This window comes from Cryptosporangium minutisporangium (assembly GCF_039536245.1).
Lineage (GTDB): Bacteria > Actinomycetota > Actinomycetes > Mycobacteriales > Cryptosporangiaceae > Cryptosporangium > Cryptosporangium minutisporangium.
The window spans coordinates 1-12,546 of record NZ_BAAAYN010000070.1 but is presented as its reverse complement, the minus strand read 5'-3'; the positions used below and the strand labels follow the sequence as shown (position 1 = coordinate 12,546).

The 12,546-nt window shown below is 69.2% G+C and carries 15 protein-coding genes; 1 reads left to right on the top strand and 14 read right to left on the bottom strand.

Features of this window, described 5'->3' with window-relative positions; genetic code table 11:
• Positions 1-114: 114 nt before the first annotated feature.
• On the top strand, positions 115-1,365 hold the full coding sequence (locus tag ABEB28_RS39520) for an EAL and HDOD domain-containing protein (RefSeq protein WP_345733441.1): 1,251 nt from the start codon (positions 115-117) through the stop codon (positions 1,363-1,365).
• Positions 1,366-1,411: 46 nt separating this feature from the next.
• Here the strand turns inward: ABEB28_RS39520 and ABEB28_RS39515 are convergent, their stop codons facing one another.
• From ABEB28_RS39515 to ABEB28_RS39450, 14 genes are all read right to left on the bottom strand, one after another.
• Positions 1,412-2,518: an EscU/YscU/HrcU family type III secretion system export apparatus switch protein gene (locus ABEB28_RS39515; protein WP_345733440.1), complete on the bottom strand. Its 1,107-nt coding sequence runs from the start codon at positions 2,516-2,518 to the stop codon at positions 1,412-1,414.
• A 6-nt stretch (positions 2,519-2,524) separates the two neighbouring features.
• A complete protein-coding gene (fliR, locus tag ABEB28_RS39510) occupies positions 2,525-3,298 on the bottom strand; it encodes a flagellar biosynthetic protein FliR (RefSeq protein WP_345733439.1) in 774 nt (257 codons plus the stop codon).
• Positions 3,299-3,315: 17 nt separating this feature from the next.
• Positions 3,316-3,591, bottom strand: coding sequence for a flagellar biosynthesis protein FliQ (gene fliQ / locus ABEB28_RS39505; RefSeq protein WP_345733438.1), 276 nt, complete (start codon positions 3,589-3,591; stop codon positions 3,316-3,318).
• A gap of 8 nt (positions 3,592-3,599) precedes the next feature.
• Positions 3,600-4,502: a flagellar type III secretion system pore protein FliP gene (gene fliP, locus ABEB28_RS39500; protein ID WP_345733437.1), complete on the bottom strand. Its 903-nt coding sequence runs from the start codon at positions 4,500-4,502 to the stop codon at positions 3,600-3,602.
• The gene (gene fliO, locus ABEB28_RS39495) at positions 4,499-4,948 is read right to left on the bottom strand and encodes a flagellar biosynthetic protein FliO (RefSeq protein ID WP_345733436.1); all 450 of its coding nucleotides are present in this window, start codon (positions 4,946-4,948) and stop codon (positions 4,499-4,501) included. Before fliO ends, fliP begins: the two co-directional genes overlap by 4 nt.
• A 16-nt stretch (positions 4,949-4,964) precedes the next feature.
• Positions 4,965-5,720, bottom strand: a complete 756-nt coding sequence (gene fliN, locus ABEB28_RS39490; RefSeq protein ID WP_345733435.1) for a flagellar motor switch protein FliN — start codon at positions 5,718-5,720, stop codon at positions 4,965-4,967.
• Positions 5,717-6,625 carry a flagellar motor switch protein FliM gene (locus ABEB28_RS39485; protein WP_345733434.1) on the bottom strand — a complete coding sequence of 303 codons (909 nt, stop codon included), beginning with the start codon at positions 6,623-6,625 and terminating at the stop codon, positions 5,717-5,719. Before ABEB28_RS39485 ends, fliN begins: the two co-directional genes overlap by 4 nt.
• Positions 6,626-6,749: 124 nt before the next feature.
• Complete coding sequence (locus ABEB28_RS39480) at positions 6,750-7,205, bottom strand: flagellar basal body-associated FliL family protein (protein WP_345733433.1); 456 nt, start codon at positions 7,203-7,205, stop codon at positions 6,750-6,752.
• 143 nt (positions 7,206-7,348) lie between these two features.
• Positions 7,349-8,245, bottom strand: coding sequence for a flagellar motor protein MotB (locus tag ABEB28_RS39475; protein ID WP_345733432.1), 897 nt, complete (start codon positions 8,243-8,245; stop codon positions 7,349-7,351).
• A gap of 1 nt (position 8,246) precedes the next feature.
• On the bottom strand, positions 8,247-9,014 hold the full coding sequence (locus tag ABEB28_RS39470; protein WP_345733431.1) for a flagellar motor protein: 768 nt from the start codon (positions 9,012-9,014) through the stop codon (positions 8,247-8,249).
• On the bottom strand, positions 9,014-9,295 hold the full coding sequence (locus ABEB28_RS39465) for a flagellar FlbD family protein (protein ID WP_376981909.1): 282 nt from the start codon (positions 9,293-9,295) through the stop codon (positions 9,014-9,016). The genes ABEB28_RS39470 and ABEB28_RS39465 overlap by 1 nt, the downstream gene beginning before the upstream one ends.
• Before the next feature lie 316 nt (positions 9,296-9,611).
• Positions 9,612-10,820 (bottom strand): flagellar hook protein FlgE, encoded by a 1,209-nt coding sequence (locus tag ABEB28_RS39460; RefSeq protein WP_345733429.1) that lies wholly within the window; start codon positions 10,818-10,820, stop codon positions 9,612-9,614.
• A 33-nt stretch (positions 10,821-10,853) separates the two neighbouring features.
• Positions 10,854-11,702: a flagellar hook capping FlgD N-terminal domain-containing protein gene (locus ABEB28_RS39455; protein ID WP_345733428.1), complete on the bottom strand. Its 849-nt coding sequence runs from the start codon at positions 11,700-11,702 to the stop codon at positions 10,854-10,856.
• 106 nt (positions 11,703-11,808) lie between these two features.
• Positions 11,809-12,546: flagellar hook-length control protein FliK (locus ABEB28_RS39450; protein ID WP_345733427.1), on the bottom strand; the 738-nt coding region annotated here is incomplete at its 5' end.

Below are 12,546 nucleotides of genomic sequence, written 5' to 3'. Positions count from 1 at the left end.
GTCCCATCGGCGGTGAGCGCGCGCGCCTGAGAATTTCGGTGCGCTGAGTTGCACGACGGGTGCGCCGCCACCGCTTTCCCTTGATCGAGCGGAACGCACGCCGATGACAACGACGTGCACCCAGTCCCCGCGCCGTCTTCGGCGGTCGCCGACGGCACGTGGACGCTCTACGTGGCCCGGCAGCCGATCGTGGACCGTGCCGGCCGCCTGGTCGCCTACGAACTGCTGTTCCGCGACGCCCCGGGCGCGACGATCGCGACCCAGCGCGCCGCCGCCGCGACCAGCCGCGTGCTGGTCAACATGTTCGCGGAGTTCGGCCTGGAGCGTCTGGTCGGCGACAAGCTGGGGTTCGTCAACCTGACGGCGGAGTTCCTCGTCGGCGAGCTGCCGCTCCCGTTCGCACCCGAGCTGGCCGTCCTCGAGATCCTGGAGACCGTCGAGGTCGACGACGCGGTGCTCGCCGGCGTCGCCGCGCTCACCCGGCAGGGATACGCGATCGCTCTGGACGACTTCGTCTGGGGGACCAGCCACGACCGCCTGATCGGGTACGCGTCCTACCTCAAGTTCGAGGTCGCCGGGATCGATCCGGACGTCCTCGCCGAGCGGGTCGCGATCGCCCGGCAGCGTCGGCCCGGCGTCAAGCTCCTGGCCGAGCGTCTGGAGACCGAGGACGACTACCAGCGCGCCCGTGACCTGGGCTTCGACTTGTTCCAGGGATACCTGCTCGGCCGACCGGAGGTGCTCTCCGCGGAGACGCTGACCCCGTCGCGCGCCCGGCAGCTGGAGCTACTCGGGCTGCTGACCACGCCCGACGTCGACCTGCAGACGCTCTCCGCGGTGATCACCGCGGACCCCGGCCTGGCGCTGCGCATCCTGCGGGCGACCAACTCGGTGGCCGCGGGGCAGAAGCGCCGGATCTCCTCCATCCAGGACGCGGTGATCATCCTCGGGCTGGAGCGCCTGCGGCAGTGGCTCGCGGTGATGATCGTCAGCGATCTCTCCCAGGCCGGTGAGGCGGACCTGTCGATCCCGATGGTTCGTGGCCGGTGGTGCCAGACCCTCGCGACGCGGGCGGCGCTTCCCCCGGACGTCGGCTTCACGGTCGGCCTGCTCTCCGGCGTCGCGGACCTGCTCGGGGTGGACGCCGCCGAGCTGGCCGAGCGACTGCCGCTGACCGACGAGGTCGCGGCCGCGCTGATCGACCAGAAGGGTGAGCTCGGAGCGGTGCTGACCGCCGTCCGTGCCTACGAGGCCGGGGGAACGGCGTTCGCCGCGGTCGGCGGGGTCCTGTCGCTCGAGGACCTCGCGAAGAGCTACCTGGAAGCGATCGGCTGGCAGGTCTCCACCGCCGCCGCGATCCGCTAACCGCGCCGTCCGCGACGAATTCCCCGTAGATCCACGCCGCGCGGGCCTACGTGGGCGCCGCCGGGAGCTGTGGACGCCGGTTGGCGGGAAGACGGTGGACGCCGGCCGCCGACCCCTTGGCCTTCAGCGACATGACGAACGCCAGCACGGTCGCCACCGCGGCGTAGAGGTCGGGCGGGATCTCCTGCCCGATGTCGCAGGCCTTGTAGAGCGTCTGGGCCAGACCGACGTCCTGGATGACCGGCACCCGGTTCTCGGTGCCCAGCTCGCGGATCTTCTGCGCGATCGTCCCGCTGCCCTTCGCGACCACGCGGGGCGCGCCCTTCAGCGGGTCGTACCGCAGCGCGACCGCGAAGTGCGTGGGGTTGACCACGATGACGTCCGACTTCGGGACGTCGGCCATCATGCGGTTGCGGGACATCGCCATCTGCCGCGCCCGGATCTGGCCCTTGATGTGCGGGTCGCCCTCCGTCCGCTTGTGCTCCTCCTTGATGTCCTGCTTGCTCATCCGCAGCTGCTTGTCGATCCGACGCTTGGCGACCGCGTAGTCCGCCGCGGCCATCACCAGGCCGGCCGCCGCCGCCGACCGGATCAGCCGCTCCACGGTGTCGATGACCTCGCGGATGATCACCTCGTTCGGGATCTGGCCGCCGCCCATCAGCACCGGGATCAGGTCCTTGACCGACCAGTAGAGGACGCCGCCGAGCACCGCGCTCTTGACGACGGTCTTGACGGCTTCCCACAGCGCGTGCGGCCCGACGATCCGCTTCAGGCCGGACAGCGGGTTCAGCTTGCTGAATTTCGGCATCAGCAGCTTCGTCGCGAAGTTCAGACCGCCCTGCGCGGCGGTCGAGCCGACACCGGTGATCAGCATGCCGACCGCGAGCGGCGCGACCGGGATCACGATCGCGTACAGCGTGTCCGGCAACAGACCGATCATGCGATGCGGATCGGGGTTCTCGATGACGTAGGCGGCCTTCTCCAGCACCCCTCGGGCGCGCTCCATCATGCTGCGGATGACCATCGGCAGCAGGAAACTCGCGAGCAGCATCCCGACCCACGCCCCGAGGTCCGGGGTACGGGCGATCTGTCCTTCCTTGCGACCTTGCTTCTTCTTTTGCGGTGTCGGTTTCTCGGTCTTCTCACCGGACAACGGAGCTCACCTCCCCGAGGCCCGGACGACGGCCATGACGGCCTCGACGGCACGGTCGACGACCTCGGCGACCATGCTCGGAAGGATGCCGATCGCGATCCCGGCCAGCAGCACGGTGAGCAGGATCTTGGCCGGGAAGCCCAGCGAGAACGCGTTGAGCGCCGGCGCCACCCGGGTCAGCAGGCCGAGCGCGACGTCGGCGCAGAACAGCACCGCGATCAGCGGACCGGCGATCTGGAGCGCGGCGAGGAACATCTCGCCGATGCCCTCGCTCAGCACGTTGCCGAGCGTGGCGAACGAGAGGATGCCGGTCAGCGGCACCGCGTCGTAGGAGGCGGCAAAACCCCGGATCACCAGCGCGTGCCCGTCGGTCGCGAACAGCAGCGTCGTCGCGAGCAGGTTGTAGAAGCGCCCGAACACCGCGGTCTGCGTGTTCGCCATCGGGTCGTACGCCATCGCGACCTGGAAGCCGCCGAACATGTCGATCAGGTCGCCGGCGACCTGGAACGCGGTGAAGTAGAGCGCGGTGATGAAGCCCAGGGCGGCTCCGACGACCACCTGCTGCGCCGCGCTCGACACCAGCGCGGCCCACTCCAGCGGCGGCGCCTTGCCCTGGAGCGCCGGTGCCACCGACAGCGCGATCGCCAGCGCGAGGATCGCCTTGATCCGCGGGGACACCATCGGCGCGGAGAACGGTGGCGAGACGACCAGCCAGGCCGACGCCCGGACCATGGCGAGCAGCACGGTCACCAGGACCGTCCCGTCGAACTGCCACGTCATGTGCGGAGGCCCGGGACTCAGGATCCGGAGAGCAGCGTGGGGATCCGGGCGTAGAGCTGGGTGGTGTACGAGACCAGCTCCTGCAGCATCCAGTTGCCGGCGAGCAGCAGCGCCGCCCCGGCGGCGATGGCCTTCGGGACGAACGACAGCGTCTGCTCCTGGATCTGGGTCACCGACTGGAACAGCGAGATCAGGAAGCCGATGGCGAGCGTCGTGAGGAGGATCGGCGCGCTGAGCTTCGCGATGACCGTCATCGTGTAGAGGCCGATTTCGAGGATCTGCGCGTCAGTCATGGCGCCTCCTACCGATAGCTGGCGACCAGAGCGGTCACCACGAGGGTCCAGCCGTTGGACATGACGAAGAGCAGGAGCTTGAACGGCAGCGACACCATCACCGGCGGCAGCATCATCATGCCCAGCGACATCAGGGACGCCGACACGACCATGTCGACGACGATGAACGGCAGGAAGATGACGAAGCCGATGATGAACGCGGCCCGCAGCTCGGACAGGACGAACGCCGGGATCAGCACGGGCAGCGAGACGTCGTCCTTGTTCTTCGGGCGTGGTTTGTCGGCGACGCGGTTGAGCAGCGCGATCTCGTCCTTGCGGGTGTGCTTGAGCATGAACTCCCGCATCGGCTTCACGCCGTCGTTGAACGCCTGCGTCTGGGTCTTGGTGCCTTTCAGGTAGGGCTGCACGCCTACTTCGTTCACCTGGTTGAACACCGGCGTCATGATGAACATGCTCAGGAAGAGGGCCAGCCCGGCGATGACCTGGTTCGGTGGGACGGTCTGCAGACCGAGCGCGTTCCGGACGATGCTCAGCACGACGAAGACCTTCGTGAACGACGTGCACAGCAGCAGGATCGACGGGGCGATCGAGAGCACGGTCAGCGCGATCAGCAGCGTGATCGTGGTGCTCGGCTTGCCGTTCGGCCCGTTGTTGACGTTCACCGTGACCTGGCCGCCCGGCGGTACCGGCGGCGTCGGCGCGGCCGGTCGAGCCTCGGGCACCGCGGCCGGCCCGGTGTCCGGCACCGCGACCGGCCCGACCGGGGCGGCGGGTACGGCGACCGGCCCGGCGGGGGCCGCGACGTACCCGGGCGCGTCGGGCGGTGGGGTTGCGAACACGGGGGACGGGCCGCCCCAGATCGCTAGGGCGGTGGCGAGGCCGAGGAGCACCATCCCCGCCCGACGAGTCATCGTGGGCGGCTCGCCCGATCGCGCAGGAACTCGACGGCCTGGGACCAGGTGGCCGGGGAGAGCATCGACCCGGCGAACGGGCCTCGCCCGGATTCCTGCGCCGCGTGCCGGGCGCCGCTCCGGCCCGACGCGGCCGGCGACGACAGCACGTCGTCGCTGCGGGCGTCCGCCAGGACCTCGCCGAACGACGGCTGCCGCTCGAACGCGGCGAGTGGTGCCTCGGCCAGGTAGGTCACCTGTGCGTCGGTGACCCCCAGCACCAGCGCGCGATCGTCGACCTTGACGACGGCGACCGACGCGCTGCGGCTCAACGGCTGCCGGGCCAGTACCGCCAGCGCTCCGGCGACGCGTCCGCCGAGCGGACGCCGGACCAGACGGGCCAGCCCCCACATGAGGAACAGGACGACCGCCAGCGAGAAGATCGCGCGCAGGGTGACCTCGATCATGCGGTGCCGGCCTTCGTCATGACCCCGTCGACCGATCGCTGTCCGGCGTGATGATCTCGGTGACTCGGATTCCGAAGTTCTCGTCGATGACCACGACCTCGCCGCGGCCGATCATCCGGCCGTTGACCAGGAGGTCGGCCGGGCTGCCCGCGAGCCGGTCGAGCTCCACGACCGAGCCGGGTGCGAGCGAGAGCAGGTCGCGCACCGTCATCCGGGTCTGCCCCAGCTCGGCGGTGACGTCCATCTCGACGCCGTGCAGCAGGTCCAACCCGTGCCGCAGCGGGGCACCGGAGCCACCCGGACCACCGGACTGCGCGGTGCTGGTGACCGAGGTGATCAGCAGCCCGATCAGCGCCCGGACGCCGCTGTCGTCGCGGAGCAGGACGAACGCTGCATCGCCGGAGTCGGCGAGCGCGGCGAGTCCGGCCTCCAGATCGGGCACCGGAATGCCCTGCTCGACGACGACCGCCCCGAGGGTGCCGGCCGCGGCCTCGGCGACCGGCTGGAGGGCCTGGGTGAGGTCGAGCGCTCCCATCGGGCTCTGCGCCAGCGCGTCCACCAGGTCCTGGCTGACCGCGACCAGCAGCTGTCCCTGCGCCGCGCCGGAGAAGCTGGCGAGCACGCCCTGGCCGACCAGCCCACCGGTGTCGGGGGCGACCTGCGGCTCGCCCGCCGTGAGGGGGTCGACCGCGGGCAGCAGCGGCAGCGCCGCAGTAGCTGCGACGCCGACCTGTGCGAGCACACTCGCTGCGGCCTCAGTGGGAGCGGTCAACGCCTGGCGTCCTCTCTCGGGGGGTCTACGACCAGGCACGCGAGCCGCGCGCCATGGTTACCGGGGACGGCGTGGGCCAAGGTGATGCCGGACGTGCTGACGGTGAGCGGCTGGTTGACCGGGTGGTCGAGCGTGACGACGTCGCCCGGCTCCAGCGCGATGATCTGCTCGGGGTACATCTGGGTCGTACCGAACCGCACCACCACCGGCAGTTTGGCGCCCAGCAGGCTGCCGGTGACGTTGCGCAGCGCCAGCTCTCTGGCGAGCCGCTCGGCCGGCGTCAGCGTTAGACCCTCGTCGACCTTCTGCAGCGCCAGCATCACCGCGGCGAACGGCAGGCCCATCGTGGCGACGCACTCCTGGCTGCCGACCTTCATCTCCAGCGAGACGACGACCATCGGATCCGAGGGGGCTGCGGCCTGCGCGAACTGTGGGTTGTACTCGATCGCCCCCGCCTTCGGCTCGATCTTCTTGACGGTGTCGAACGAGTACCGGAATTCGCCGAGGATGCGGTCGAGCAGGCTCCGGAACAGCCCGGTTTCGATCTCCGACAGCTGCCGCTGCGGCTGGGGTCCGCCGGGCCCGCCGAGAAGGTGGTCCAGGCACGCGAGCGCCATGTCGACCGGCATCTCGAACAGCGTGATCCCGGGCAGCGGGTCGAGCGTCACCATGGTGAGCAGGGTCGGGTTCCCGATCTGAGCGATGTACTCGTCGTAGCTGAGCTGTTCGATCGAGAGCAGGTTCACCTGCGAGATCGCCCGGAGACTGGACGTCAGCAGCGTCGTGTACTGCCGGGCGAACGTCTCGTAGGTCATCTGCAGCGTGCGCGCGTGCTCCCGGGAGAGCTTCGTCGGGCGGCGGAAGTCGTACGGCTGCGGGCCGGTGCCCTTGGAACGCCGTGACATCCGGCCGGCGGTGCGAGGGGCGCCGGCGGGCGCGGACGACGAAGTCACGGCGTCCCGATCGACCGGAGAACTCGCGTTCTGAGAAGAATGCGATCCATGTAATTGTTTACGGCGATAGCGTCCGTCACTGGATGACGAACTCGGTGAAATACACCGCCATCACGTACTCGTGCCCCTCCTGGGTGTAGGCCTCGACGACCTTCTCGGTCAGTTCGGCCTTCTGGGCTTCCCGCTGCTTGTTGGTCGAGAGCTCGGCCACTTCGAGGTTGCTGAACTGCGAGATGACCAGGTCGAGCGCTTTGCTGGTATCCACCGCCTCGTGCGCCTCGGTGGTCGTCTGCAGACCGATCGCGATCTTCAGGTAGTGGCCGTCGGCGAGGTTCACCGTGATGGCTTCCGCGACGACGACCGCGCTCGGCGTCGGCTCGGGGTGGGCGTCTTCCTCGCCGGACGAGGCGAAGAACGCGAAGTAGGCGCCGACGCCACCACCGATCAGGACCACCACCGCGGCCACGATGATGATCAGCAGCTTCTTGCTGCCGCCCTTCTTCTTCTCCTTGTCCTTGTCGTCATCTGCCATGGAACGTACCGATCATCATTTTTCGCACTTTAGTCGTGTGAATCGGTCTCCGTCGAGTGATCGGAGGTCGTGGCGGACGACGGGAGCGCCCGGCCACCGAAGGACTGTGCTCGGTGACCGGGCGATCGCGATGCGGGCGGCGCCTAGGTTGTCCTCGCGGCCGCGGGCAGCAGCGAGGAGGTGTCGTCCGGGAGGTCGGAGAGCACGACGATCTCCACCCGGCGATTTCGACCCACCGACTCGGGGTTGCTCGGGCTGATCAGCGGCTTGGTTCCGGCGAAGCCCACCGCACGCATGCGGTCGCCGGCTATTCCCAGGCGGTTCAGGTATCGGACGACGGCGCTGGCCCGCGCCGTCGACAGCTCCCACGCCGACGGGTAGTTGACGGTCGGCACCGGCAACTGGTTCGTGTGCCCGTCCACCTCGATGTCGTTCGGCAGCACCCTGAGCGTCGGGCCGACGGCGTCGAGGATCCGCTGGCCGACCGGGCGCAGAATCGCGCTGTCGCCGGTGAAGACCACCGAACTCGTGACGATCGTGACGACCAGCCCCCGCTCGTCGATCGCGAACGAGGCGTCGCCCTGCAAGTTCTTCTGCTTCAGCGCGGCCGTGATCTTCTTCTGCGCCTCGCTGAGGTTGTTGGCCTCGGCCTCGGCCGCCAGCATCCGTGCCTGGGCTTTGGCGAGTTCTGCGGCGGACACCGCTTTCTTCACCAGAGCCTTCTCCGACTCGGTCATCTGACCAGCAGGGCCGGCGCCGGCCGCCATGTCGATCCCGGCGCTGTCGGAGGCGCTGCTCTGGAGCACCGAGCTCGATCCCTGCAGGACGGTGTTGGTCCCGAAGGCCTGGTTGAAGCCCTCCTGGAGCAGGATGACCTTCGTCTTGTCGACGTTGCTCATGGCGAAGAGCACGAGGAACAACACCATCAGGAGCGTCATCATGTCCGAGTAGCTGACGAGCCACCTTTCGTGGTTCTCGTGCTCCTCGTGCTCCTCGTGCTTCTTGCGTCTGCCGCCCCCGTGGCCCCCGCCGCCGGACATGTCAGGCAGCCGCCTTGGCGGGCGCCGGGTTCGGGAGCAGGCTCTTCAGCTTCTGTGCGACCAGACGCGGGTTGGCGCCGGCCTGGATGGCCATGATGCCCTCGATCGAGAGGTTCATCTGGTCGACCTCGAGCTCGCTGAATCGCTTGATCCGCGAGGCCATCGGCAGCCAGATCAGGTTCGCCGACATCAGGCCCCACAGAGTCGCGACGAACGCGGCCGCGATGACGTGACCGAGCTTCTCCGGCTGGGCCAGGTTCTCCAGCGCGTGGATCAGACCGGTGGTGGTGCCGATGATGCCGATGGTGGGCGCGTAGGAGCCCAGGTCGGTGAAGAACTTGGCCGCGGTCTTGTCCCGCTTTTTCTTCGCCTCGATCTGCCCCTCGAGGATCTCCCGGAGCTCCTCGGGGTCGGTGCCGTCGACCGCCAGCTGCAGCCCGTCCTTGAGGAACGGGTCCTTGACGTCCTTGATCGCGTCCTCGAGCGCTAGCAAGCCTTCCTTACGGGCACGCTCGGCGAGCTTGACGATCGTGTCCACCGATGCGCCGGCGTCCACCTTTTTCGCGGTGACACCGGCGACGAAGTTCTTGAAGAAAGCGATGGTGTCCTGCATGGTGCTGCCGACCATCGCGGCGCAGATCGCGCCACCGAACACCAGCAGCAGCGGGGGGACGAGGAAGATCGACCCGATGCTGCCGCCTTCCAGGATGATCGTGGTGAAGACGATGGCAAAGGCTACGACGAGCCCGATAATCGATGCGGGGTCCATCAGCGCTCCCGGCGGTGCAGCGGGACAACGGTCTGCGGCGCAGCGTCGTCCACGGCGGTCAGGGTCGGGGTGTTGGTGGGCGGAATGGCCCGCTGGGCCTCGGCGATAACCAATGCCCGGTACTCACGAATCAGGCGTGTCACGTCGCTCAGCGACTCGGAGACGAGGTACTTCGTTCCGTCGACGAGCGTGATGACCGTGTCGGGCGTGCAGTCGGCACGCTCGATCAAGTCGGGGTTCAAGGCGAATTCCTGGCCGTTCAGGCGCGTCACAATAATCACGTCGGTCCGTCCTGGAGTTCGTCTTGGCGGGCTCTTCCCTGAGTCCTGTCAACTGAGTCATCGGCCGACCGCCCGCGCGCGTGAGGAATCGGGAGTCGCGGTACGGGCGCACTCCGGTTGGATCCCGGTTGCGGAAAGTACGTGCGTACGGTTTGAGTTCGGCCGCGTTCGGGCGGTCCGGGGACCGCCCGAACGGGCCAGCGTGGGGAGCGCATCGGTGCGCGCGTGGCGTGTTCGCCGTTCGGCACCCACGCCGCGCCCGGACGGTTGCACCCGGCCCCGTCGGACGCGGAGACGCCTGCCGCGCGCCGCCGGGTCAGCGCTTGAGGTTGATCAGGTCGTTGAGCAACTCGTCGGACGTGCTGATGATCTTCGAGTTCGCCTGGAAACCGCGCTGGGCGATGATCAGGTTGGTGAACTCGCTGGCCAGGTCGACGTTCGACATCTCGAGCGTGCCGCCCATGATCGAGCCGCGGCTGCCGCCGCCCGGCGTGCCGAGCTGCGGGACACCGGAGTTCACCGTCGAGCGGAACATCGAGCCACCGGCCTTCTCCAGGCCCGCGGCGTTGTTGAACCCCGCCAGCGCGATCTGGCCCAGCGGTTTGCGCAGGCCGTTGGTGAACGAGCCCACCAGCTGGCCGTCCTTGGTGATCGAGAAGCCCTGCAGCGAGCCCATCGCGTACCCGTCCTGCTTCTGCGGGGCGACGGTGGTCGTACCGGCGTAATTCGTCAGACCGGAGATGTCGACCGTGATGTCGCCGGCCGTCGCCGGGAACGTCAGCTCGGCCGGATCCGGCGTCAGGATGGAGCCGTCCTCGGCGAACGTGATCGTGGACGCGTTGTAGTCGACGCTGCTGCCGTCGCTCATGTCCACCGCCCAAGTGTCGGTCGTGGCGCCCTTGGTCAGCGTGAGCGTCAGCTCCGACGGGTTGCCGGACCCGTCGTACACCGTCAGCGACGGCGTGATGACCGTTCCCTCCTCGGCGTCGCTGGGCAGGTTGCCCGCGAACGACACCTCGGTGGTCTGGGACGGTGACAGTAGCGTGCTGATCGGCAGCGCCAGGTCGGTCGGCGTCGTGTTCGACGGGATCTCCCCGGCGTCGTTGGCGACCCAGCCCTGTACCCGGGCGCCGTCGTTGGTCACCAGCGCGCCGTCGGCGTCGAACGAGAACGAGCCGGAGCGGGTGTAGAGCGTCTCCTCGCCGGTCTTCACGGTGAAGAAGCCGTCGCCGGTGATCATCAGGTCGGTGCTGCGGCCGGTGGTCTGGGCCGAGCCCTGGGTGAAGTTCGTGGAGATGCCGGCCAGCTGAACGCCGAGGCCGACCTGGGCGGGGTTGGTTCCGCCCTGCACCACACCCTGTGGAGCGGCCGGTGACTTGAGCATCTGGTTCAGCGTGTCCTGGAAGACCGCCTGGCTGGACTTGAAGCCCGCAGTGTTGACATTGGCGATGTTGTTCCCGGTCACGTCCATCATCTGCTGGTGGGCGCGGAGACCGCTGATACCGGAGAAGAGCGAGCGCAGCATGTAAACGTTCCTTTTCGTCGGTAGCGCGAACGACTACGCGCCTGGCGTGGTGGCGTCCGGCGCGGTGCCCGAGGTGATCGGGCCGGGTGGCGTGGTCGGCGACTGCACGGTCGGCGACGGGCTCCCGGTCGTCACACCGGTGCCGGTGTTGGTCATCGAGTCCGGGGCGGTGGTGCCCGGCGCTGCGGTGCCTGGGGTGGCGGTGCCCGGGGTAGTGGTGCCTGGGGCCGTGGTGCCCGGGGCCGTGGTGCCCGGGGCGGTGGTGCCCGGGGTAGTGGTGCCCGGGGCCGTGGTGCCCGGGGCGGTGGTGCCCGGGGTAGTGGTGCCCGGGGCCGTGGTGCCCGGAAGCGCTGCCCCCGGGCCCGTGGCGCCCGGCGTCGTCGCGCCGGGGACGGCCTCCCCGATCGGCGTGAAGCCGCCTTGATCGGTGCCGCCGGCCGGAGCGGTCGCCGTGTCGCCGACCTTGCCGATCCCGGTGACGCTCGACATCGGGATCGAGAGCCCGTTCACGGTGACGCTCGGGTTGGTGCCGATCGTCGCTCCGCTCACCGTGCCGGTCACCGGCGTGCCGTTGGCGTCGTTGTAGGTGACCTCCTTGCCGACGAGGTTCGCCGCGCCGAGCGTCAGCTGTGCGGTGAGCATCTGCTGCTGCACGTCGGCCAGGTCGGTGAGCTTCTCCACCGTGGTGAACTGCGCGGTCTGGGAGACGAACTCGGTGCCCTGCGCAGGATTCATCGGGTCCTGGTACTTCAGCTGGGCGACGAGCAACTTGAGGAACGCGTCCTTGTCGAGTTCCGCCGAGGGCGGCTTCGACGGCGCAGCGCCCAGCGCTTGGTTGAGCGCGGCACTGGTGTTGGCGGTTCCGCCGAGCGGAGCGGTCATGAGGCCACCTCTGCGAGTTTCTGGGAGGAGCGGGGGAGCCTCGTCGGGAGCCCCGGCGACCGGGGAGCGGACCGGACGAGGTGGTGGTCGAGGTACGCAGTCATCGTCAAACCTGGAGGTCGAGGGCGTGGCGGCCCGGGGTGGGAGTCGTCGGTTCGACGTAGCCCGCGGGCCGCTGGCCGGTGGGCCGGGTGTTCTCGGCGCCCGTGTTCTGCCCCTGACCACCCCGACCGGCTTGGTTACCGAAACCCTGTTCGGCCCCACCGAATCCGCGGCGATCGTTCTGGCCGGCCGGCGAGCCGTCGCCGAAGTCGAACGCGGCACCGGAGAATCCGGCATCCTCCAGCTGCTGCCGCAGCTCGGGCAGCGCGGCGCGGAGCGTCTCCCTGGTCAGCTCGTTCGCGCCGCTGAAGTGCAGGTGGACCTGGCCGTTGCGGATCTCCGCGACGACGCCGATCGTGCCGAGGTCGTCCGGGGTCAGCTCCATCGCGATCCGATGGACGCCGTCGCCCTGCGTGCGCAACGGGACGATCTGGTCGGCCACCTGAGCGGCGGGCGTCGGGGTCGAGGCCTGGTCGGGTGCGTTGGCGCCGGTGAGGTCGAGCGAGGTGGCGCCGCTGACGTCGGGCGTCCCGAGGGTGTGGGTCATCAGGTTCGGGTCGGGCCCGGCCGGTGCCGGCGTGGGGGCGGCCGCGGCCTCCGGCACCGAAGAACCCTCGGTGCCGCTTCGCTCGGACTCGTCGCCGGTCTCCGTGTCCGCCGTCGTTCCGGCGTCGGTACCGGCGACGGCGGGGGCGTAACCCGGCAGCCCGGGCGGTGCGGCCGCTCCGGTCGGTGCGGCCGG